This window comes from Methylomonas rapida (assembly GCF_024360925.2).
Lineage (GTDB): Bacteria > Pseudomonadota > Gammaproteobacteria > Methylococcales > Methylomonadaceae > Methylomonas > Methylomonas rapida.
On record NZ_CP113517.1, the window covers coordinates 1,178,912 to 1,201,794 of the forward strand.

General features: G+C 51.8%; 22 protein-coding genes and 1 pseudogene. 9 read left to right on the forward strand and 14 right to left on the reverse strand.

What is annotated here, in order from left to right:
* Window positions 1-8: 8 nt before the first annotated feature.
* Window positions 9-711 (reverse strand): annotated as a pseudogene (locus NM686_RS21765) (MerT/CopZ fusion-like heavy metal transport selenoprotein).
* Between the two features lie 86 nt (window positions 712-797).
* Window positions 798-1,265 (reverse strand): MerR family transcriptional regulator, encoded by a 468-nt coding sequence (locus NM686_RS05480; RefSeq protein WP_255186876.1) that lies wholly within the window; start codon window positions 1,263-1,265, stop codon window positions 798-800.
* 230 nt (window positions 1,266-1,495) lie between these two features.
* Here NM686_RS05480 and tnpA point away from each other — a divergent pair, with 230 nt between their 5' ends.
* The 5 genes from tnpA to NM686_RS05505 all read left to right on the forward strand — a co-directional run bounded on the left by tnpA (window position 1,496) and on the right by NM686_RS05505 (window position 4,593).
* Window positions 1,496-1,789: an IS66 family insertion sequence element accessory protein TnpA gene (gene tnpA, locus NM686_RS05485; RefSeq protein ID WP_255186877.1), complete on the forward strand. Its 294-nt coding sequence runs from the start codon at window positions 1,496-1,498 to the stop codon at window positions 1,787-1,789.
* The gene (gene tnpB, locus NM686_RS05490; protein WP_255186878.1) at window positions 1,777-2,127 is read left to right on the forward strand and encodes an IS66 family insertion sequence element accessory protein TnpB; all 351 of its coding nucleotides are present in this window, start codon (window positions 1,777-1,779) and stop codon (window positions 2,125-2,127) included. The genes tnpA and tnpB overlap by 13 nt, the downstream gene beginning before the upstream one ends.
* A gap of 71 nt (window positions 2,128-2,198) precedes the next feature.
* Window positions 2,199-3,812, forward strand: coding sequence for an IS66 family transposase (gene tnpC, locus NM686_RS05495; protein ID WP_255186879.1), 1,614 nt, complete (start codon window positions 2,199-2,201; stop codon window positions 3,810-3,812).
* A 288-nt stretch (window positions 3,813-4,100) separates the two neighbouring features.
* On the forward strand, window positions 4,101-4,340 hold the full coding sequence (locus NM686_RS05500) for a hypothetical protein (protein WP_255186880.1): 240 nt from the start codon (window positions 4,101-4,103) through the stop codon (window positions 4,338-4,340).
* A gap of 22 nt (window positions 4,341-4,362) precedes the next feature.
* Window positions 4,363-4,593 carry a DUF6686 family protein gene (locus NM686_RS05505; protein WP_255186881.1) on the forward strand — a complete coding sequence of 77 codons (231 nt, stop codon included), beginning with the start codon at window positions 4,363-4,365 and terminating at the stop codon, window positions 4,591-4,593.
* A gap of 120 nt (window positions 4,594-4,713) precedes the next feature.
* Here NM686_RS05505 and NM686_RS05510 read toward each other — a convergent pair whose 3' ends face one another.
* The 5 genes from NM686_RS05510 to NM686_RS05530 all read right to left on the reverse strand — a co-directional run bounded on the left by NM686_RS05510 (window position 4,714) and on the right by NM686_RS05530 (window position 13,049).
* Window positions 4,714-5,067 (reverse strand): hypothetical protein, encoded by a 354-nt coding sequence (locus NM686_RS05510; protein WP_255186882.1) that lies wholly within the window; start codon window positions 5,065-5,067, stop codon window positions 4,714-4,716.
* Window positions 5,068-5,190: 123 nt separating this feature from the next.
* Window positions 5,191-8,322 carry an efflux RND transporter permease subunit gene (locus NM686_RS05515; protein ID WP_255186883.1) on the reverse strand — a complete coding sequence of 1,044 codons (3,132 nt, stop codon included), beginning with the start codon at window positions 8,320-8,322 and terminating at the stop codon, window positions 5,191-5,193.
* A 2-nt stretch (window positions 8,323-8,324) separates the two neighbouring features.
* Window positions 8,325-9,794, reverse strand: a complete 1,470-nt coding sequence (locus NM686_RS05520; RefSeq protein WP_255186884.1) for an efflux RND transporter periplasmic adaptor subunit — start codon at window positions 9,792-9,794, stop codon at window positions 8,325-8,327.
* Window positions 9,787-11,094, reverse strand: a complete 1,308-nt coding sequence (locus NM686_RS05525) for a TolC family protein (protein ID WP_255186885.1) — start codon at window positions 11,092-11,094, stop codon at window positions 9,787-9,789. Before NM686_RS05525 ends, NM686_RS05520 begins: the two co-directional genes overlap by 8 nt.
* A 641-nt stretch (window positions 11,095-11,735) precedes the next feature.
* A complete protein-coding gene (locus NM686_RS05530; RefSeq protein ID WP_269022503.1) occupies window positions 11,736-13,049 on the reverse strand; it encodes an HD-GYP domain-containing protein in 1,314 nt (437 codons plus the stop codon).
* Window positions 13,050-13,115: 66 nt separating this feature from the next.
* Here NM686_RS05530 and NM686_RS05535 point away from each other — a divergent pair, with 66 nt between their 5' ends.
* Entirely contained in the window at window positions 13,116-13,754 is a 639-nt protein-coding gene (locus tag NM686_RS05535) for an MFS transporter (RefSeq protein ID WP_255186888.1), read from the forward strand.
* On the opposite strand, the gene NM686_RS05540 is transcribed toward NM686_RS05535, so the two are convergent.
* Window positions 13,689-14,741 carry an IS630 family transposase gene (locus tag NM686_RS05540; RefSeq protein ID WP_255186889.1) on the reverse strand — a complete coding sequence of 351 codons (1,053 nt, stop codon included), beginning with the start codon at window positions 14,739-14,741 and terminating at the stop codon, window positions 13,689-13,691. The genes NM686_RS05535 and NM686_RS05540 overlap by 66 nt on opposite strands.
* A gap of 98 nt (window positions 14,742-14,839) precedes the next feature.
* Between NM686_RS05540 and NM686_RS05545 the strand changes: the two genes are divergently transcribed.
* Together NM686_RS05545 and NM686_RS05550 are read left to right on the forward strand one after the other, a co-directional pair.
* Window positions 14,840-15,085, forward strand: coding sequence for a hypothetical protein (locus NM686_RS05545; RefSeq protein WP_255186890.1), 246 nt, complete (start codon window positions 14,840-14,842; stop codon window positions 15,083-15,085).
* A gap of 42 nt (window positions 15,086-15,127) precedes the next feature.
* A complete protein-coding gene (locus tag NM686_RS05550) occupies window positions 15,128-15,520 on the forward strand; it encodes an MFS transporter (RefSeq protein ID WP_255188572.1) in 393 nt (130 codons plus the stop codon).
* A 65-nt stretch (window positions 15,521-15,585) separates the two neighbouring features.
* Here the strand turns inward: NM686_RS05550 and NM686_RS05555 are convergent, their stop codons facing one another.
* From NM686_RS05555 to NM686_RS05575, 5 genes are all read right to left on the reverse strand, one after another.
* Window positions 15,586-16,245: a cation transporter gene (locus NM686_RS05555; RefSeq protein ID WP_255186891.1), complete on the reverse strand. Its 660-nt coding sequence runs from the start codon at window positions 16,243-16,245 to the stop codon at window positions 15,586-15,588.
* Window positions 16,246-16,785: 540 nt separating this feature from the next.
* Window positions 16,786-18,381 carry a hypothetical protein gene (locus tag NM686_RS05560; protein WP_255186892.1) on the reverse strand — a complete coding sequence of 532 codons (1,596 nt, stop codon included), beginning with the start codon at window positions 18,379-18,381 and terminating at the stop codon, window positions 16,786-16,788.
* A 131-nt stretch (window positions 18,382-18,512) separates the two neighbouring features.
* Window positions 18,513-20,276, reverse strand: a complete 1,764-nt coding sequence (locus NM686_RS05565) for a DUF4942 domain-containing protein (RefSeq protein WP_255186893.1) — start codon at window positions 20,274-20,276, stop codon at window positions 18,513-18,515.
* Between the two features lie 115 nt (window positions 20,277-20,391).
* Window positions 20,392-20,892, reverse strand: coding sequence for a hypothetical protein (locus NM686_RS05570; protein ID WP_255186894.1), 501 nt, complete (start codon window positions 20,890-20,892; stop codon window positions 20,392-20,394).
* Between the two features lie 153 nt (window positions 20,893-21,045).
* The gene (locus NM686_RS05575) at window positions 21,046-21,708 is read right to left on the reverse strand and encodes a hypothetical protein (protein WP_255186895.1); all 663 of its coding nucleotides are present in this window, start codon (window positions 21,706-21,708) and stop codon (window positions 21,046-21,048) included.
* A 165-nt stretch (window positions 21,709-21,873) separates the two neighbouring features.
* Here NM686_RS05575 and NM686_RS05580 point away from each other — a divergent pair, with 165 nt between their 5' ends.
* Window positions 21,874-22,251 (forward strand): hypothetical protein, encoded by a 378-nt coding sequence (locus NM686_RS05580; RefSeq protein ID WP_255186896.1) that lies wholly within the window; start codon window positions 21,874-21,876, stop codon window positions 22,249-22,251.
* On the opposite strand, the gene NM686_RS05585 is transcribed toward NM686_RS05580, so the two are convergent.
* On the reverse strand, window positions 22,229-22,765 hold the full coding sequence (locus NM686_RS05585; RefSeq protein WP_269022507.1) for a hypothetical protein: 537 nt from the start codon (window positions 22,763-22,765) through the stop codon (window positions 22,229-22,231). The two genes, NM686_RS05580 and NM686_RS05585, sit on opposite strands and share 23 nt — an antisense overlap.
* Window positions 22,766-22,883: the final 118 nt, after the last annotated feature.

Here is a 22,883-nt window from a genome sequence, read left to right on the forward strand (position 1 = left end):
CTTGGGTGTTATCGGGAAACAGGCTTGACGGTCGCAGGATAACCAGCCGCCGTGGTCGCTTTGATCAGAGCCTCGGTGTCGGTTTTCGTGCTATCGAACGTAACTGTCGCGGTTTTACTGGCATAATCGACCGTCGCTTGCTCTACGCCGTCAACTTTCTGTAAGGCTTTTTTGATGGTGAGCGTACACATGGCGCAGGTCATGTTCTGGACGTTAAAGGATACGGTTTGCTGCCGAGTCGATTGAACCGTAGTGGTTTCAGCAAAAACAGTGGCTGACCACCCCGTGCTGAACGACAGGCTCAAAAGTAATAAACTGGTTTTTATGTTCATAGCGCGGCCCTCGTTAGGCCAGAAAAAAGGCCATCAGCCAGGGGAAGGCCAGCAGCAACAAGATGAAGGCGGATACTAGCCAAAATATGAGGCGTTGTTTACGTTGCGCATCGGATACACAACGGGTGTCGTCCTCACAACAGGTGGGGGTCAGATAAAGTTTGCGATAGCCCAAAACCATAAAAACCAAAGTTAGGATGATAAAAAAAGGCCGGACGGGTTCCATTGCCGTTAGTGAACTCAGCCAGGCACCGCCCACTCCTAACGATAAAAACAAAAAAGGCCCGACACAGCAGGCCGAAGCCCCGACAGCGGCCAAAATGGCTCCGATACTCAGCCATGACGAGGTTTCGATGGGTGTTTCAGGGTCTGTATTCATGCGAATCTCCTAACCAAACAATGCTCAAGGTTTGCAAGGAGTCTAAACCCTGTTGTTTAGAACAGAGTCAAGTGCGTTTTTTTAATCTAGGGTTGGGTTGATGCATTTTCAATAAACGCATCGAGAATCGCGCAGTGAGCGGATGGTGCAGTCTGTTGACAGTTGTTGACCAGACTTCCCAATACCTGACGGAGAGCCGTTAAATCCCGGATTTGTTGATCGATCTGTTTGCATTTCTGTTCGGCGAGTTGTCGAACATCGGCACAGTGTGCCCCATCAAGCGATAACAAGGTGGCAATCTCTTTCAAGGTAAATCCGGCTTGTTGAGCGCGTTTGACAAAACGTATCCGCGTAATCGCATCAGCCGAATACACACGATAACCACCATGAGGCTTTGCGGGTTCCGTCAATAAACCAATACGTTGATAGTGACGGATGGTTTCGATGGTGACTTCGGTTTGTTTAGCAAGTTTGCCGATCGTCAGAGGTGACATTATTGAGCCTTTGAAATTTTTCTTCATTGTAAAGCAGCAATGTCCTTTATATACGGTCATGTGCCTTCTTTTCACAGACCATTCAATCTTCGAAAGACCAATCCATTCGTCAAGCAACCGAGGGCAGACATGGAGCGGTTACGCGCTTTACAATCCAGTCACCACCTTCAAAGCGCTGTTTCTCTTCCAATATCATATTTAGGTTCTCTGCAATCGTAAGCGCGTAGTCGCGCCACCTGTGAAACTAATTCCGCTCACGGCATCCTGTGACTTTTTGATCAGGAGAAGCTATGGCCATCACATCGAAATGGCGAGAGCATATTGAAGCGTGGCAAAGCAGTGGTTTATCGCAAGCCGAGTACTGTGCGAAGCAGCAAATCAATGTCCATACATTTGCAGCGCGATTGAGCGACTTTCGCAAGTTACCCAAGAGCGATTCGGCTGTCCTGATTCCCGTGCAGGTTGCGCCCACTGAAACAGTAGACGCGGCCATCCTTTTTACCCATGCCCAAGGTCATCGCCTGGAGTTGCCGACTTCGGTATCAGCGCGCTGGGTCGCAGAGCTATTGCAATGTCTGGCTTGATCGATTATCCGTCGCAGATTTGGATAGCGGTGGCGCCGGTCGATATGCGGCGTGGACTGGATGGTTTATCGGCGATCGTGCAGCAAAGCCTGGGCCATTCGCCTTGCGCCGGCTCGGCCTTTATTTTCCGCAACCGGGCCGGCAGCCGATTACGTCTGCTCCTGTGGGATGGCAACGGGGTGTGGTTATGCCAGAGGCGTTTGCATCAAGGCGCTTTTGTCTGGCCCAAGGTGGATGATGTCGTATTTGCCATCAGTCAAGCGCAATGGCAATGGTTGGTGGCCGGTGTCGACTGGCAGCGACTGTCGGCAAAATGCCAACCTGATTGGCAAGTTTGAATCGGTGTGACATCCTACCAAATCTCAGCAATATCAAGGGTTAGAGGGATAATTGCGGTATAATAACCGCCATGAATCCGCTCGCTAAACTCGATCAACTGAACCTGGAACCGGCTGCTAAAACCGAAGTGGCTGCGTTGATCCAATCCCTGATCGAACAGCATGAGCGAGATGCCAAAGCCATCCAAACCAAAGACGCCACCATTCACGCCAAAGAGGTCAAAATCGAGGCGCTGACCTTTGAGTTGGCCTATTACAAGCGTATCCGCTTCAGTCGTAAGAACGAAAGTCTGGCCCCGCTGCAGCGCGATGTGTTCGAGGAAACCTGGAATACGGATATGTCGGCGATTGAAGCCGAAGTCGAGCAACTTCAGGACGACCAACCGTGTGACACCGTCTCTCGTCCCAAACGCCCACGCGCCGGTCGTCAATCCTTGCCGCCTCATCTACCCCGCATCGAACACCGTCACGAACCGGAATCTTGCACCTGCGGAAAATGCGGTAAGGACTTGGTCAAGATCGGCGAAGACGTCAGCGAACAGCTCGATGTCGAGCCGGCCAAGTTTTTCGTGCATCGGCATATTCGGCCGCAATATGCTTGCCGGGCCTGCGAAAGCATCACGGCGGCCCCGATTCCGCCGGCGGTCATCGATGGCGGCATGGCCGCTGTCGGTTTGCTGACCTGGGTGATGGTCAGTAAATTCCTCGACCATTTGCCGCTCTATCGTTTAGAACAAATCGCGGCGAGGGATGGCGTGATCTTATCCCGTTCCACCCTGGCCGATTGGGTGGGTCGTCTCGGCGTTGCCTTGCAGCCTTTGGCTGACCGCTTGGCTTGGCATCTATTGCAACGGGATAGCTTACATGCCGATGAAACGCCGGTGCCACAACTCGATCCCGGCAACGGTAAAACCAAAAAAGCCTATTTGTGGGCTTATCGCAGTAACGACTTACAACCGGGGCCGAAGATCATCGTCTTCGACTATCAGGCGGGCCGCAGTAGCCGGCATGCGCAGAACTTTCTACAAAACTGGCAAGGTCATCTCCTGGTTGACGACTATGCGGGTTATAAAGCCTTGTTTGCGGCTACCCGTGCGCATCCTGAATCACAACGCTTGCTCGTGCCTTGTGTTGAATTGGCGTGTTGGGCGCACGCTCGCCGTAAATTCTTCGATCTATTCCAAGCCAGTCAGAATCCTATCGCGCAAGAAGCTTTGAATCGTATCGCGCTGCTCTATGCCATCGAAGTCGAAGGCCGCGAGATGACCATCGACGACCGCCAACGTCTACGAGCAGAGAAAAGCTTGCCGACACTGGCCGCCTTACACGATTGGCTGCAACAAACGCGTCTGCGTACCGCACCTAACAGCGCAACGCTCAAAGCGATGGATTACAGTCTGAAACGCTGGGTCGCGCTCACCCGCTACGCCGAAACCGGCGATTTGCCCATCGATAACAATCCCGTCGAGAACAGCATTCGGCCAATTGCCCTGGGAAAAAAGAACTGGCTCTTTGCCGGTTCTGAACGGGCAGGCCAGCGCGCCGCAGTCATACAAACCCTGCTCGGCACCGCCAAACTTAACGGCATCGGTCCAGCCGCATGGTTAAAAGACACCTTGGAAAAACTCCCCACTTGGCCTAATCGCCGCATCGACGAACTGCTGCCTTTCGGCCCCTTGGATTAAATCATAGTTGTCGCTAACTGACGATGTGGTTTAGTTGGTTGCTTACCTGCAATCTCCAGACTACACGCCTCGACCGATTTTAAAATATCCATCATTGGGCATCATTGCGCAGTTTGCGGACACACCCACCAGGACGCGATTCGTTAATTGAATCGAAAAAACCAGCCGAGTCCTTTGGTGGCCAGGCATCCTAAACCCAAGCGAAAATGCCACGAGGAGGGAGTGCTTTACTTTTCAGATGATAATGATTATTATTTGCAACAAATAGTGAATATTTGGAGCCCTCAAATGAAATTTGCACTCAAATTTTTCGAACCGTCTGATTTGAAACTGGAGATGAAACCGGAAGTTCTTGCTTCATTGCTTGAAACCGGACACATCCATGCCACGGATTTTCGCTGTCTAGATTTCGGCTCTAAACAAATCGTATGGAAGATATTGCTCTCGCTCGCCAAATCGAAATGGGCGAACAGGAGCCAACAACGCACGTATGCCCTAAATCAACATGAGTGTTTATTAGAACGCTAAACGCCTTACGGAGAATCGATCTATGAATAAAAAGCCTTGTAATCATGAAATCTTGGGGGCAAACGAGTCAGGCAGAGTGCAAATTTGCCGCGATTGCGACGTGGTGCATTTGCATTTACAGAACATGTCGTTACGATTTGATTCGACTCAATTTGCACAGCTAGCCTTACTGATAGCCCAAGCATCGAAAAAAATGGTTGAGGAGCCTAAAGGCGTTGGCCGCAGACAAGCAAAGTTCACGGTGGTGCATTAAGGTGATTCAAGGTCAGAGAAGACGGGCGTTTTAACTGAGTTAAATTAAGAGTGTGGCGCACCCAATCCGACAATCAATCTCGGCGCCCACACCCTTAATGTATGCCAGCAAATCTTCGGATTATTTAGAACCTGCCAGTTGATGATGCATTTTGGCCATTTCGGTATTGGCATCGACAGCTTTCTGATAGGAACTGATCAGTGCTTCGCAATGAATCAAAAACGTTTCGGCTTGCTTACCGGACAAGTAACGATGTTGCTTGTACTGGGCAAGCAGCTTTTTATGCTCATCGACTTTGGCTTGGGCATCCTTGGCGGCTTGCTCATAATGAGCGGCCAACGTTTCGTGGTCTTCCTGGGTTTTGGCGTTCTGTACCGCCGCAGTCATATCCATAGGATGTACATTTTGCTGACAACCCGTTAAAGCGCCCATGGTTAAAGCGGCGACGGCGATTACTTTAGAAAACGTTTTCATGATGACTCCCCTTACAAATTGATAAATAGGTCGGCATTTAACATGCCACTACATTGAATGGAACTTGCTGTATTGGATTTTTATTTGCCGATTTTTCTCCGGTTAAATGAATGAAAACCAGTGTCACTGAGCGACGCCGCCCCGTTGTTTTAGCGAATAAGCCTTGACCAAGGTATAAATCGCCGGAATCACGATCAAGGTCAGCAGCATCGACGAAATCATGCCGCCCACCATCGGCGCGGCAATGCGGCGCATCACTTCGGAGCCCGTGCCGTTGCTCCACATGATTGGAAGTAGCCCGGCCATGATGGCGGCCACCGTCATCATTTTCGGACGCAGGCGTTCGGCGGCACCGTTCATGACACTCTGGTGCAGTTCGGCGTAACCCATCAGTCTGCCTGCTCGTTCGCATGCCTGTTGCGCGGCCTGATAGGCATGATCCAGATAAATCAGCATCACCACGCCGGTTTCCGCCGCCACCCCAGCCAACGCGATAAAGCCGACGCCCACGGCGACGCTGACGTTGTAATCGAGCAGCCAGAGCAGCCACACCCCGCCGACCAAGGCAAACGGCACCGACAGCATGACAATCAGGGTTTCGGCCAGTCGGCCAAAATTCAAATACAGCAGCAGAAAAATGATCAGCAAAGTCAGCGGCACCACAATTTCCAGACGCTGTTTCGCACGCTCCATGTACTCGAACTGGCCGCTCCAGGTGATGTAGTAACCGGTTGGTAATTGCACGGCCTGTTGTACGGCTAGTTTCGCGTCGTGGACATAACCGGCAATGTCGCGGTCACGCATATCGACGAAGATATAGGCCGACAGTAGTGAGTTCTCGGTGCGAATGCCGGGCGGACCTTTGGAGAGGCTGATATGCGCCACGCTCGACAGCGGAATCATCGCTCCGTCGGCGGTCGTTACCAACACGTGACTGCCGATAGCGTCCGGGCTATTTCTCAATTCACGGGGATAGCGCACGATCACGCCAAAGCGTTCGCGGCCTTCGACCATCGTTGTCACCATTTCCCCGCCAATCGCGGTGGAAATCAGATTCTGAATATCGCCCACCATCAGACCATAACGTGCCAGGGCGGCATAGTCGGGATCGATATTCAGGTAATAACCACCGGTAATGCGTTCGGCGTAGGCGCTGGTGGTGCCGGGGACGTTTTTGACCGCTTGCTCGATTTGCTGCGCCAGGCGTTCTATTTCCGCCAGATCGTTACCGAATAATTTGATGCCGATCGGCGTGCGGATACCGGTGGCCAACATGTCGATCCGGTTTTTGATCGGCATGGTCCAGGCATTGCTGACACCGGGAATTTGCAACGCCTGATCCATTTCGGCAATCAGCGTGTCTACGGTCATGCCTGTCCGCCACTGGTCTTGTGGCTTCAGATTGATGATCGTTTCCGACATTTCCAGCGGTGCCGGATCGGTCGCCGTGGCGGCGCGTCCAGCCTTGCCAAACACCGATTCCACTTCCGGGAAGCTTTTGATGATGCGATCCTGGGTTTGCAGCAGTTCAGCGGTTTTGGTGACCGAGAGGCCGGGCAAGGTTTGCGGCATGAACAACAAGGTGCCTTCGTTCAAGGTCGGCATGAACTCACCGCCCAAACGCATCGCCGGATAAACACTGGCCAGCAGGGTCAGCACTGCCAGTAACACGGTGGCTTTGGGATACTGCATCACCCAAGTGATGACAGGACGGTACAGCCACGACAAGCCGCGATTGATCGGATTGTCGTGCTCGGAACGAATATGGCCGCGCACAAACAGCAGAATCAATACCGGTACCAAGGTGACCGACAATAGCGCGGCACCGGCCATGGCAAAGGTCTTGGTATAGGCCAAAGGCTGGAATAATCGGCCTTCCTGCGCTTCCAGCGTGAACACCGGCAAAAACGAAACGGTGATGATCAACAGGCTGAAGAACAGCGGTGGCCCTACTTCCCGGCAGGCGTTCAGTACAATCGTATAGCGCGGCAGCTGCCCAGCATCGCGTTCCAGATGCTTGTGCACGTTTTCGATCATCACGATGGCCGCGTCGACCATCGCGCCAATGGCGATGGCGATGCCGCCCAGGCTCATGATGTTGGAATTCATGTTCAGCCAATGCATGACGATAAACGCCATCAACACGCCGACCGGCAACATGACGATGGCCACCAAGGCGCTACGCACGTGCAGCAAAAACACCGCGCAAATCACGGCCACCACCAAACTTTCTTCCAGCAGGGTATGGCGCAAATTTTCAATCGCCCGATGAATCAGGTCGGAGCGATCATAGACGGCTTGTATGCTGACGCCGGATGGCAAACCCACCGTAATTTCCTTGAGTTTGAGCTTGAGATTGTCGATGACGGACAGGGCGTTTTGTCCGTAACGGGCGACCGCAATCCCGGACACCACTTCGCCATCGCCATTCAACTCGGTAATGCCGCGCCGTTCGTCCGGCACCAGTTCCACTCTGGCCACGTCCCGTACCAACACCGGCGTGCCGTTGGCGACTTTCAATACCAGGCGTTCCAAGTCCTGAGTGCCGTGCAAGTAGCCCCTGCCGCGCACCATGTATTCGGTTTCGGTCAGTTCGATGGCCCGTCCGCCGACATCGCGGTTGCCGTTGGCGATGGTTTCGGTAAGCGTTTTCAGCGGAATGCCGTATGCCTGCAATTGTTGCGGATTGACGGTGACTTGGTATTGCTGGACAAAGCCGCCAATGCTGGCCACTTCGGCGATGCCATGAGCCTTGGTGAGTTGATAACGGACGAACCAGTCCTGCAAGGTGCGCAGCTCTGCCAGCGAATAGTCCTTGCCCAGCACCGCATATTGGTAAACCCAGCCGACCCCGGTGGCATCCGGCCCCAATTGTGGCGTAACACCGCGCGGCAAGCGGCCCGACGCGAAGTTGAGATATTCCAGTACCCGCGAGCGTGCCCAGTAAATATCGGTGCCGTCCTCAAAAATGACATACACGAACGAAGCGCCGAAGAACGAAAACCCGCGAACCACCTTGGAGCGCGGCACGCTGAGCATCGCCGTGGTCAAGGGATAAGTTACCTGGTCTTCGACCACTTGCGGCGCTTGGCCGGGGTATTCGGTATAGACGATCACCTGCGCATCGGACAAATCCGGCAAGGCGTCCAATGGGATTTTCAGCACCGCATACACGCCGCCGATCACCAAAAACAGCGTGGTCAGCAACACCAGAAAAACATTCTTTAATGACCAGTCGATTATCCGTTCCAACATGGTTAGTTCCCCATCGTATGTTGGTGTTGTCCGTGTACAGATTCGGACATGGCTGGATTTTCTAAGCTATTTGCCCCCTCGGATTCCGATGCTTTCACGGCACTACTCAGGCTATCCAGCGCGGCTTTAAGATTGCTTTCGGCATCGATCAGGAAATTGGCGCGGGTGACGACGGTTTCGCCATCGGTTAGACCGTCCAGCACTTCGCTGTAGCCATCCGCCCGATGGCCGATTTTGACCGTACGCGGTTCGAAAGTGCCTTCGCCGAGTTGCACCAACACCACCTGCCGGGTGCCGCTATCCAACACGGCGGAATCGGCAACCATCAACGCATGATGGGCTTGATGGCTCGCCGATAATTCCACGCTACCGTATAAGCCGGGTTTCAACAATCCCTGCGGGTTATCCAGCTCGACCCGGACTTTGACGGTACGCGTATCGGTATTCAAGGTGGGGTAGATGAAGCCAATCTGACCGGTAAAGACTTTATCGGGATACGCCTTGATGTCGACATGAACCGTTTGCCCCACACTAACCCAATCCAAATCCTGCTCGAACACATCGGCCAGCAACCAGACGCGCTGTAAATCGGCGATTTGAAACAATAACTCGCCAGGCATGAAGCGCATACCGGCCACGGCAGGTTTTTCGATTACCACGCCATCAACCGGAGACAACAACGGCAGGTATTCGATAACTTGTTCTTGCTGTTGCAGACGTTTGAGTTGCGCCGAGCCGATGCCCCAATAGCTCAGCCGTTGCAGCGCGTTACGGGTCAGTTGTTCTGCGGTGGTCTGCGCCTGAGGACTGGCTTGTTGCAGGGCCGCCTCGCCTTGTTTGGCAATCAGATATTCCTGCTGAGCGCTCAACAAGTCGGGACTGTAGATTTCCAGCAACGGTTGCCTTTTTTTAACGGTTTGTCCGGTAGTATTGACCAGCAAACGTTGTATCCAGCCTTCGAATTTGGCATTGACGACGGATATGCGCCGTTCGTCGATCTGGATACTGCCCAAGGCGTGCATGGATCGAGCCAGTGGTCGATACTGAACCTTTTCGGTCTTGACGCCCAGCTTCTGGATTTTTTCCGGGGTAATCGTTAGCTGCCTGGAGTTGGTTTGTTCACCTTCGTAGACCGGCAAGTAGTCCATGCCCATCTCGTCTTTCTTGGGCACCGGCGATGTATCGGCAGCTCCCATCGGATGCCGGTAATAGAGGATTTTTCCTTTGGATATTGGTACGCTCGGCGACGGTTCATCCGCGTAAACGGGCAGATAATCCATGCCCATTTCATCCTTGGCCGGGGTCGGTGAGGTCACCTTGGGATTCATCGGGTGGCGGTAATACAATGTTTTACGTTCAACGGTAATGCCCGCACTAGAAGTCGGTTGAGCTTGTTTGCCTGCTAGCCAAAACCCGCCAGCGACACCGATAATCAGGATCAGAAAGCCGACCCAAAATGCTTGTTTAGTCATGGGTCAAGTCCTCGCCGACCAGATTGGATAATTCGGCCAGTAACTGTTGGGTTTCCACCAGGGATTTCCAGTATTGGCTTTGGTATTGAAACAGGCTTAATTGCGAACGTAGCAAGTTGCCGAAGTCGGCTTTGCCGACCGGATAGCCTGCCATCAGCGAATTGACCGCCTGTTGGGTTTGCGGAATCAGTTCGTGTTCCAATAAAGCCAAGCGCTGATTGGCATGATGATATTGAGCGACATTGGTCGCGATATCGCCATGCACTTTGTTGTGTTCGTCTTGTAAAGCATATTGCTCTTGCCGGAGTTCGCCATTGCGTTGTTCGACGGCCTTGGCCTGTTTCTGATCGGCATAAATCGGCAGGTTGACACTCAAGCGAATGCTGGCGAAATCGCTGCGCGATTCACCAGTGGGCGTGTTTTGTCTTACCGCATAACCCGCGCCCAAGGTCAGATCGGGATAAAAATCTTTTTCGGCAAGCTCGACGCGGCTGCGGGCGGCCCCCAGCATTTTGCGGTGCCGTTCGAATAATGGACTGTGCTCCATCGCTTGCGCCTGCAAATCGGCAATCACCAGTCCTGGGCTTTTGATCTCTGCCTGACTGGGTAATGGCATGGGGGTTTCTGGATTGCGGTTCAACAGGGTGTTGAGCTGTATCGCGGTGGTGTGACGCATGCTGAACAGCTCGATTTTTTCATCCTTGAGTTTGGAGCGCTCCAGTTGCGCCAAGATCACGTCCTGTTGCTGACCTTGTCCGACCTTGTAACGCGACTGGGCGGTATCGATCAGCGCCTGGAAAAACTGCTCGCTTTCGCTAGCTACATTGATAGCCCGATCGTAGTAAAACAAACGCCACCAGGTTTGTTTGACATCCCGATTTAGCCTGATTCGGGCCACTTCGACCGAGTCGGCGGCAGCCAGCGCTTCTTGTTCGGCGACTTGCTCTTTTAACGCCAGCTTGCCGGGGAACGGGATGGTTTGGATGATGCCGAAATCCAGCATGGTCATGTCTTCCTTGCGCAGGCTGAAACTGCTGGTTGGCACGTTCAGCGTGTCAAAATTCAGCGTCGGATCGGGCAATGCCCCTTCCTGCAAAGGAATGGCCGCAAGTGCTTCTGCGCGGGCCTTGATTTCAGACAAGCTAGGATTCCCGTCTTGCGCCAGTGCTAGCGCTTGATCAATGGATAATGGCAGCTCTTCGGCGTAAACCGTGCCGATGGCCAAAAACAGGCAGCCACAAAGTGCGCGATGACGCCCCGATGGTCGCTTGCTGGGTATTGGGTAAAACCAGAAATGCATGTAATTCTCCGAACAATGGAAACAGCGCCCGATGCCAAGGCATCACGCGGGGGACACGCTTTAGCGTGCGTTACCAGTGGAGAAAAACTAATTCAGAAGGGTACAGAACCGATAGCGGATCGGTATGGGGTCGGCAAAGGGTGGACTATGCCGGTACGGGATAACTTGCAAGCGCCTTGGGCTGAAAAAAAACACAATCAGCCAAGTCAGACAGAGAATAAAGACTGGGATATCGGGCTTGTCGGTTTTGAAGTTAAAAGTGGGATTGGGTTGCGAGTCCGGGCAGGCTTTTAGGACACAGTCTTGAGTGGGTTGCTTTACCTGTGCTACGACATTATCGTGGTGATGCGCCGCATTGGAACAACCGGCTGGCATGGCATTGGCCACAGGCATTTGCTTAGGCATCGGCATCACGCACGTCGACGAAACCAGCATGAATAGCCAGCTTATCAACATGATCAGCACCAAAGTGGTCTGATAAGATGATTGCCGAAAAATTTTCACGGTCTTGCTTTGCTCACAAAATACAGGAATCTTCAGTAAAACTAGCATCTAACTCATGAAGACTCAACTGGTTAAACAAAGTTCCACCACACAAATCACGAAATGATCGTGGCAACCCACTAAAGTGGCTGCATTTGTCACGTGTTGATTAGCACATAGCGGGCGGTAAGTCCTTCCACCATCCTTTCTACTTCAGATTCGGCCAATGCGTTAATCTCCCTCTGTAGCTGTGGCGCTATCCGGGAAAACGTGTTGACCAACTGCGGATCAAAATGGGTCCCGCTTTCTTGTTTTAGCAACACAATGGCTTTTTCCGTCGACCAGGGTTCTTTATAGGCTCTCCTCGCCGTTAAAGCATCGAAAACATCGACAATGGCAAAGATGCGGGCATTAAGCGGAATGTCTTCACCCTTCAGACCTTGCAGATAGCCCGTGCCATCGTATTTTTCATGGTGAAATTCGACAACCTGACGAGCGTCATTCAGCCAACTGGATTTGGTCAAGATCGCCACGCCCAACGTGACATGTGTTTTCATGACTTCGAATTCTTCGGTGGTCAATTTGCCGGGCTTTAGCAAAATAGGGTCGCGAATCCCTATTTTCCCTACGTCATGTAAAAAAGCACCCACGATCAAGTCACGAAGATTTTCCTGAGGCAATCCAATAGCTTCGCCCAGCCGCATGGCGTAATAGGTGACTCGGTAATTATGGGTATTGGTATCCGAATCCCGTTCCGCAATGGCGCAGCCCAGCACATTCATCAATTCCAGATTGCCTTTCAACAAATCGCCCAACACATTGGTCAACGCCCGGTTGAGGGTGTAAACGATCGGGTACATCAACACGGTGGTAAAGGTAATGGCGACCGTGACAAACGCTAAGGTTCGCAGCAGATCGTCAATGAGGGCGTGCAAAGTCCGATCATCAACTTTATAAATCCCTTCAAAATAGCCGATTACCGAACCATCGTTGCCCGTTACGGGTACCAGCATGACGAGCAACAGCTTTCCGTCAATAAAATGAAATTCCCGTGAAAACGTCCCTTGCTTGGGGAAGCGGTGGCGATAGTCATCGATACGCTGCTCAACTTTCTCCAGTCCTGACTGTACAACCTCAATTTGGAGTTGTTTATTCACGTCATAAAGTTCAGCGACCAAAAAGTGCTGTTTGACCAGTTGCGTTGCCAACTGGGTTAAATGCTTGCGGGCATTGGCGTCAAGTTGATCGAGGGCATGTGCCGACTCTCCGCTAAACGCCCTTGTCTCTTCAAGGGCTAAAGAGTGGACGGTATGCTGGATACGACTGATTTCAAACCATAAGATGCCGCCACCGATCACCATACTCAGAAACAGCCACCCTAGAAATAGCCGGGTCAGAATTTTTCGGTGCAAATATCGACTTGCGGCAAGTGCTGCATGCGAATCGGATTTAACATTGGATGGGGTTGGCATGGAAAATAGCAATCGCGTGATAAATTGTTTGTGTGCCAATCGTAACGAGTTTATGGAGAAAAAACGATGCCTACGCATGGCAATCATGCTTCGCGCGCTGTAACTGCACTAGGTCATAATCGCAATTTCAAGTTGCTGTTTTCCGCCCAGGTCATTTCGCTGGCAGGTAGTGGCGTGACGACGGTGGGTCTGGCTTTATTTGCCCATCAATTAGTAAGTGGCAGTTCGGCTGCCGCCGTGATCGGCAACGCACTGATGCTCCGTATCCTGGCCTTTTTGCTGCTGTCTCAACCAGCGGGTGTGCTGGCGGATCGGATGAATCGTAAATCTATGATGATTGTGGCCGATCTGGTGCGCTTCGGGTTGATGGCTTTGTTCCCGTGGGTGCAAACTGTCTGGCAAGTCTATCTGATGATTTTCCTGATTGATGCCGCGACTGCGTTTTTCACGCCCACCTTCGATGCGACGATTCCCGACATTGTCGGCCAGAAGCACTATGTCAAAGCCTTGTCGATGTCACGCATCGCAGTCGATGTCGAAGCGGTGATGGGGCCGATGCTGGCCGGGTTGCTGGTGACTTGGCTGGGGTTGAACTGGCTATTTTGGTTCGACGCGGCGACCTATTTATTAACCCGGCCCTTAAATACCCTGTGCAGCGTAAGCAGCGGCAGGGTGTCTGAAATAAGTGGCGACATGGTTGGGTAAAGCGGCGATACGGTTCATGAAGGCATGGGCTTTTGCAAGCAACTCGGCAGTGTTTTGGCTGACAGGGCCAGCGCGCAGTGCGGTTTTAAAATCCCGATTGAGGTACTCATCGGGATTTGATTCAGGCGCATAGGGCGGCAGAAAAACCAGTTCAATCCGCTCTTGTTTGTCTTCCAGCCATTCGCTCACCTGTTTAGCATGATGGACACGCAGGTTATCGACCACTAGATAGATCTTGCCTGTCCTGCCGTCAATCAAACGGGCCAGAAATTCAAGAAAGCGTGCGGTATTGATCGAGCCTTCGACGATTTGAAAGGCCAATTCACCGCGACCGGAAATCGCTGAAATCATGGAAAGCTTGTCCCAACGCGTCGGCGTTTTCAGCACCGGTGTCCGGCCTTTGGGAGCATAGCCGCGAATCCAATGCGTATCTTCCTTAACGGCGGTCTCATCGCCCCATAAAATCGTCGCTCCTTCCGCCTTGGCTCTGGCCAATATCTGCGGATAGGTCTGCTCTAGCCAAGTGGCGACTTTGACGGGGTCTTGTTCCAAGGCTCGCTTGATTGGTCGTTGTGGCGTAAAGCCCCAACGCTTGAGATATTTGCCCACCAACCGATCCTGCATGTCCACACCAAAGCGCTCCAGAATCAGCGCTTTGATCGCAGGTCGTGTCCATAAAGCAAACGGCAATTTCAATTGCTGGGGACATTCGCCCACAATTTGATCGCGCAACCAGCATTCGTCGGCCATGGTCAGTTTGCGTCCACTGCCTATCCGGCGTCCTCGGCTTTTTTCCTGTAACGCCCCTTCGCCTTCTTTACGGGCTCGTGCCAACCACTCTTCAACGGTGCGATGGTGAACCCCGGCCACGTCAGCTAACTCTTTCAGGCTCATACCCGATTGTTTGCGTAACCGAATCACCATTTGACGCAACAGCGCACGCCCTTCTACCGTTAATTTTCGCGCATCAATTTTCTGTTTTTCCATGCGACTATTTTATCAAATTTACAGGGTATTTGAGGGCCGGGTTAATAGTCTCGGCTGTGCTGGTAGCGTTCTGTGCTTTGCCGAAACGATCTCAGCCATTGACGAGGTTTTCACTCGGCGAATTACTGGATGAATTAAGTTACGGCACTCGCATTTTGTTGCGGCAAAGCGTCTTGCGCCGGGCTTTGATGCTGAATTTCGTCGAAGCCATCGCCGGTGCGGCTGCCATCGTCGGTACCGTCATTTACGTCAAGGATATGTTGGGGTTGGGTGACAGCGAATTCGTGATAGCCATGGCGGGTTTGGGATTGGGCTCTACCGTCACGGCACTATTTCTCGGTTGAGCGACAGGACGCTACGAGTCTTACGCCAGAAAACCCGCAGAACTGCACGGCAGACGCCATCGCTGGACGGAACGAGCGTTATTAACGGGCGGAATGGTACTCGGACTGATACTACTCCCGGTCATACAACACCCCCCGTTTTTGTTGTTTGCCTTGCTGTGGATTTTTAACGGTGTCGGGCAAGCGTTGATTGCGTTGTCGTCGTCGACCTTGCTGGCCGAACATGTCACCGAAGCAGAACGTGGAAGAGGCTATGCAGCGCATTTTGCGTTGACCCATGCCTTTTGGCTGTTCAGTTATCCAGCGATTGGGCATGGGATCAGTGAGATGGGGGTGCTAATGACCTTGAGCATGGCTGGGGTGTTGTGTCTGTTGATCGCAGTTATCGCAATTCTTTCGCGCAAACCAACCCGCGATCACATGCATCTTCTTTGAGGAAGGAACTGTTGAACTTGGTATGTTTATGATGAGGCATACACATTCTTCGAAAGTGTGGATGTCTACGGTTGCCGAAGTTCAATTAGAGCGCCTCTGATGACGCGTACGGAAGAGATCAACAGCAATAGTGCGAGTAGCGAAGCAACAATAATATCAGGCCAAAGATTATCAAATAGCCAAACACCCGCTGCTGCAATGACCACTGATAAATTGGACGCGATGTCGTTCCGAGAGCACTCAAAGACCGAACTCATATTGATGTCTTCATCACGGTGTCGCCACAACAGATAAAGGCATAGTCCATTGGCAGCTAAGCCAGCCATGCTGAAAATACTCATGATTTCGTAGGACGGTAGTACGGGAACCATGAGTCGATGGACGATCTGCGCGACCACGGCGAGCGAAGCGGCCAAAATTAAGCCGCCTTTGAACAAGGCAACCCGCGCTTTTGTACCAGAGCTACGAGAAACGGCGAATAAACTCAGTCCATAAGTGATGGCATCACCCAAATTATCCAGACTGTCGGACAGCAAGGCCGTGGATTTGCCATACCATGCGGCAATGACAATGACCACAAACATCAATGCGTTGATAACAAGCACTTTAATCAGGGTGCCGCGTTGTTTTTCGCGGAGTGCTTCCGCTGCGCAGTTACCGTCACAACATGAGGCCATGGTTTTAACCGTCGGTATGTCAATTAAGATACCGTCAAAATATAACAATGCCTCAGTTCAGTAAACAGGGTGCGCTTCTAAGTCGCCGAAATGATGGCGACTGTTCAACATGCAGGTATTTCCAAACTAGCGTTTGTGACAGTTGAGCTATGACAGATAGTTGATAAACCACACTAACTTCATGAGGAGATAACTTTCTATTTTGACGCAATTGGTTTTTCCTACTCCTACCCAATGCCAAAATAAAACCGCTTGAAAAGTCTGCGCGTAACCGATTGAAATTTAAGGTCTGAATTTTTGACCTTTACGGACTTCGACTTTTCAGAGTTAGCAGGGTCGGAGAGAAAATAGGCCAGGAGAGAGTGACATTAGGCCAAAACACTGTCGAAATGGCGCTCGTCGAAGTCCGCAGGAACCCGCACGAAACCCCACGAACCCGCAGCAACAGGCAATAAAAAAGCCCAACTGAGAACAGTTGGGCTTTGATAATTGGTGGAGAGCTCGGAATGTGAATTCAAGTCCATATTTTGCGCTCTCCCCAGAATCAGCTTAAAACTTGACGTTGATTCTGGAGAGACAACGATTTGCTTAAATTTCGGCAACGGCTATGACTTCGCCGTTATCGCCTAGCGTCAATTGAAATGTCTTGGAAAACAGCGCAGCACAGCTACCAAATATCGGCAACAGTCGTTGCAGTGCATCCGCTGGTTTGTCGGCGGTGTTGGCCACCACGAAGTTCTGAAAATCCCATTCATCGGCTTCTTTGGCGGACTCCATGAAGGTATCCCACTCGTCGTGGTAACTCGATGCCTGACCGACGACCATGCCGGATGATTCCCGGCCGGGTACGATGAAACGGTCCTGATCCTCGTCATACACGGCATCGTTATCGATGTCGACAGACTCGCCATTGAGGGTTAACCGGTACTGTTCACAAAATACCGCCTGACCATTCACCCATTGCCCTTCAAAAAAAGCGCGGTTCGTTACGTTGATGATATCCAAGGTGATTTCCGGCGCGTTCAAATCGACCAAGTAAGTAAATAGCCAATGCCGGGAATCCAAACTCGGCCGAAATACCCGATAATCGCGGTGCCAGGCAAACATCCAGCGTAGCGCACCGACCTCATCGAGATCATCCAGGTCTGCGACTTTGACAAGGCCGTTTTCCACATCGCTTTGGCTGACCGGTTGCGAAACCGCTGCTAAATTCACGGTGCTATAGCCTTCCTTGATCGGATAATCCTGGATGGTCGCCAATACCTGTTTGGGCAATAACGGCACGTCATTCAGTAAATCCAGGCAGCGGTAAGTTTTCAAGGTGTCATAGCCCTGCACAAAGTCCCCCGCCGATAACTGGTTCTTGATCGCTTCCAGTCGTTGCCTGGCCTCCCGTTGCAGAACGTGCTTAACCTCAGCAATGACCTGTGCTTCATCGATCAACTTATCCCGATCTGGCAACCGCGCGAAAAACCGGATTGAATCCAAGTGGATGACATGACCGGGGTCTCGTTCGTGGTGACTGTGATAGACCGGTAAACCTTGCAGATACAGATGAAAACACTCCGATTGCCGCAACCAGTCTTCGCTTTGGGATAAGCCATACAAGTACAGATCGCCCAATTCGGTCTCGATGAACGGTAATGTTGAGTTTAACGCTCGCGGCCGATCCAGGCTGACACCGTTTAAGCGCACCTCAATCGGAAATCCCCGCGCCAAGCGACGCAACTGGGATTCAATCCGATCCGCTTCCGGTTTGAACTGGGTCAGCGTCAAACGCGTGATGCCTTGCCAGTCCGCGGGTTCGATCACAATCGGTTGGAAGGCCAATAGCTCAGCCGTACCCACCGAAAATCGACCACCTTTGCTGTCGACGCTGATGGCATCGCAGGCAAAAATGGCCGACAAAAACCCGAGACCGAACGGATGTTCCCGTTCGATAACCTCAACATCCCAGCCGGACTCGGCCACGGTCAGTAACGTTTTCAAACAGGTAATGCCGCAGCCATCGTCACATACCGTCAAGGTTCGAGTGTCTTCAACATACTCGAAGTTGACGAACTTGGCACCGGCGCGGCGGGCATTCTGCATCAGTTCGCCCAGTACCGTGGTGGACTGGGTAAAGCTGAAACGCAGGTTGTTAATCAATTTTTCGGGATTTACCGATAATTGTGTGGTTTTCATGTGAGTTCCTCGAATAAAAAGCCCCAAGGAAACGACACAGTCCAACCCCGACGGGGAGAACGAATCATCTCCCCGAGGCGGGTGATACTGGCTAGGCCAGTGGTTAAGTTAAAGACCTGTATAACACCGGATTACGATGCCAAAGCCAGGTCGGTAGAAGATGGTAATGATCCCGTCCATTCCAACAAGCTGGATTGTTCGTTTTTCAATACCGCATCGGGATCGATACCCCGGCTGGCAAGTACTGTGCTCATCGCCTGGGTTAACAGACGATGGCCTTTTTCCCGTTCCGACTCGCCGCCGTGCTTGATCGCCCAAAAGGGATCGAAATGGACATGCCGGCTACTGCGTGGACACTGCTTGTTCACTTCGGTGTGAAACGCCCGATCTAAGTTCTCTGCCTGTTCGAACTGCTGCCAGAAACCTTTTCCGGCTTGGCTTTCCACAGGCGGCAACCAGCGGCGCTGGCGACCGACCCAACGGTTCATGCGGTCGATCAAGGTTTTGCTCTTTGGAAAAAAGTGGATGGTGCCGACGCCCGGATAATAGCGAACGTCAAAATAACTGCCGCTGATCCGTTTTCCAGCCCGAAGTTCATGAAAATGCTGCCGAAACACCGACACCAAACTCACTTCCGCTTCGGTCTTACCATCGAGCAAGGCGAACACCTTGTCGAAATCCGCTAACAGACGTTCCGACTCCCAGTTCAGACTGTTATGATAAGACTCAACTTTGTGCCCTGGTAGAACGAAACGCGTGGTTTTGATCCGCATCCCCAGCGTGCGATGTTTGTCATTGCTTTTCCAGCCCATGTAAAACACTGCATTGTCACTGTAATAGCGGGTGATCAGATCAAACACATCACACACCATGCTCAGCTGAATATCGCCTTGCTGATCGATGATGCCTTGCAGAAAGCCATAGATATTCGGCACGGTAAATTCCAAGGACTTCACCGCTTCAAAATCCGACTCCAATCGTTTCTGCGCCGTCGATGACAAGCGTGAAGTCACCTGCGTAGAGCGTAAAATGCTGGCCCAGGCCCGATTCTTCAGATCGTGATAGCGTTTGAACAGCGTCCGCTTCACCGCATCCGATGACGAGTCGTCTTCACTGCTGATACCGCCACCGCTCAGTTCGCCGAGGGTTTTACCCAGCATGGTCCGATAACGGCTGGCACGGGCTTCACTGACCACGGCCTGTCGCGCGGCTTCGACGGCGGCATTGAACATCAACACCGCGTTATCGATGAAGGCATTCGGTAAGGCCAACTCATGAGGCAAATGAAACTCGCCCGCTAAATCATCGGCCTCCCGGCGATCCTGGCGCAAGTCGTCCAGAATACTGCCGAGGATGTCCTGTTCGAAGGTCGACGTTTTCTTCAACCAAACCAGGGCAATTTCGACCGGCGTTTTGCGTTCGGTATCCTCGCCGGCGAACATTTCCGATAAAAACTCGACCTCGCCGTGCTGCTCGATCAAACGCAATAACAGCTGGCGTTCTTTCGAAAACGGATTGCGCACGGTTTCGGCATTGAGAATGGCGACGATTTCACCGTCAAACAATATCTCCCAAGCCTTCAACACGTGTTTGGCGCCTTCCGCAAACGGCGGGTTCATGATGATGTGAGAATAGACACTGCCGCTTTGAAACTGCAGAAAATCCATCCCCACCACCGCGTAGCCTTCATCGCGCAGAACCGCGTGTTTGCGGATATCGATTTCGATGCAATCGATCGGCAAACGTTTACCGTACTGGTAAGGTCCTGGACGCAGCAAATGTCCTTCGCCTGCTGAAGGCTCCAATACCCGCGCGAATTGCTGGTTCTTGAACATCGCCCAAGCTTTACGGCTCAGTGCTTCTGGCGTTGGATAATACTGATGATTGTCTATCATGGTGATCTCCGATGAGTCCCCTGACGACCGATTCAATCCCTATGGGATAGAATCATCCCGCAGGGGTATAGTGAAAAACTCGGCTTAACCGAGTGTCAAAAATGAAAACGGCGCCTCAGATCAACGCGAACCGCTTACCTTGAATGAAGTCCTGATACTGCCGGGCTTCGGTTTTTACTTTGAACCGGGCATGCACGCTGCCGTCGATCCAGATTTCCCAAGGCAAGCGTTTAAGCTCGCCTCTCGCTAGTTCAACCTTGCCAACACGAAAATCGTCGTGTTGGTAAAGCACCTGGCGTGGGCTATCAATGCGAACGATGCAGTGATCCAATAATGCTGGACCACCGATCTCGCCGGGTTCGATCAGCAATGGGACTTTGATGGATCCCATTGAGCGGCCGATCCAGCCGATGACATCGTGTTCATCGAGCCAGGACTGGCCGGTGGTTGGATCGCCGTAATACAACCGGACTTTGCGCCGACTATGACGAAGCTGTTCCAACAAGTCGACCACCAGTTCCGGTGTGTCGGCGTGGTAACAGGTGCCGGATGGCAAGCGCTGGTAGTGGATGCAATGACCCGTACCGAAAGTGTGTTCAAAGAAGTGTGAGTTCATGATGTCGTCCTCAACGAAAAACGGAAACATCACGATTCCCCAGCGGGAATAGGACATTCCCGTTTGAGTGAATATAAATGAGCACCAAATCCAATGATTTGGCTAACTCAGGCTTTTACAAATTGCGCGCATAAAAATTTCAGCGCGCAGTTTTCAGGATTGGATGTCCAGAACAGGTTTTCCCAAGGCTTGTAATGCCACAGGAATCAACTGATCCAAATCTTCCCAATCGATACTGCCGCCTCTAGTTTCGCCTTGTTGATAGGCCTGAACCAATCCCCGGCAAACCCGCATGGCCGCTTGTTCCTTCTTCAATTGCCGTACCGAATGATCCGGTTCTGGCAACTGTGCAACGGCAACGCATTCCCAGACCAAGCTTTCACCCTCCGATTCATGGTATTCATCGGACAATAACGGCATGGCAGCGGTGTCATCCCAAATCGTGGCATCGTTGAATGCCTGTTCGGCAATCTGTTGTGCCGCTTCGGAACTCTCCGCAGTGATACCCACCGAAACCCTGTGTACATAGTCGATTTCGTAGGACACTACGAAGAGTCGATTCATGCCTTCCGCCGGTACATTGGCTAAGGATGGTTCTTCGACTGGCGAGCCGGTTTCCGCCGATTCGCCATCGATCAATGCGCTTTCATAAGGCTCGATCTCTTTATTGCAATCCGGGCAGCGATCGTTACAGGCGCAATCCCATACATCCTCCCATTCGGTCTGGCAGTAGAGACAGCGGTACTGATTCAGATAGCGAACCGTGCTGTTCTCAAGTGGGGTTGCGCCAACGCTGGGTTGGTTGATTGTTTTCATGGTCATGTCCTCCAAAAAATGCAGGAGCGACCACCCGACAGGATGAGGTTCCTGCAGGGTTAAAAACGCTGAATTAAGCCTAAATCTGGCTCATGCAGCGGGGTTGAATTCGCGTAAAAATCGGTATATGGTAGCTAAAACTCATTAAAAATCAGAGAAACAGCCATGTTTGACGATATTTTGCGCATTTTTGATTTCCTCAGTCCTAAGCAGACCAAGGAGCAGTATCCAAGTCGAAAACCGATGGCGATTCCGTTGGATTCCATCGATCAAGCCACTCCAATTTGCAAAAAATTATTTGCTGATTTGGATGCCGCCGAAGCGGAAGTCTTGAACGATATTGATGATCCAGAAATCGCCTGGACTCTGTTAAGTCGTATTCGCCAACTCAGGCGAGAGAGCCAACACGATCTTTCGGCTTTGTTGTCATCAGACTTATTGCCGACTCAATTTGATCAACCAATCAACAGAAACCCCGTCCGTATCGTCAAAACACAAACAGGTGCTCAGTGGTCGGTTTTCAATGGCGGGCAAGCTCATTAGCCTGAATCACCAGGCCATTGCCAGACTTGAGAGCAGTCCGTAATTGACGCACAGGATGGGATGATTTGGTTAAATTATCATCCATCACCGAAGTAGCTTTTTTCGAGCGTTTTGTCGGTTTACCGGCTTTCGGCTCATCTAAGGCTGCCATTGGTCTGACTTTTTCCAATTCCAGTTGCAACTTGGCGATTTGAATATCGGCTTTGATCAGTTCCATGGTTTTGGTTTTTACCTGCAACTCCACGTCCAATCGATCAACTTGCCGATTGGAGCCTGCGTTGCGACTATGAATTTCCTGACGCACCGAATCCGACATGGCCAACCAATCCACCTCATGACGGATTTGAGGCATGATCATCGGTAATCGGTTTAGCGCTAGGCGCTTGCTTCGATAGCTGTGAAACATTTGAGACGCATGTTTCAATGCGCTCAACAGTTGCAACGCCGTTGCCCAAAGGACTCGCAAGGCGAGGATAAACAGCGCCAAAATAATGATGCCAAAGATAAAGTTCATTGAAGTTCTCCTTTGAAAAATTAAGAAAGCACTTCGAATGAACAGCACCCAGCCGGGCGATGGTCGCCCGAAGCGGGATGAATTGCAGACAATTTGCCTGGACAAACTGAGTTTTACA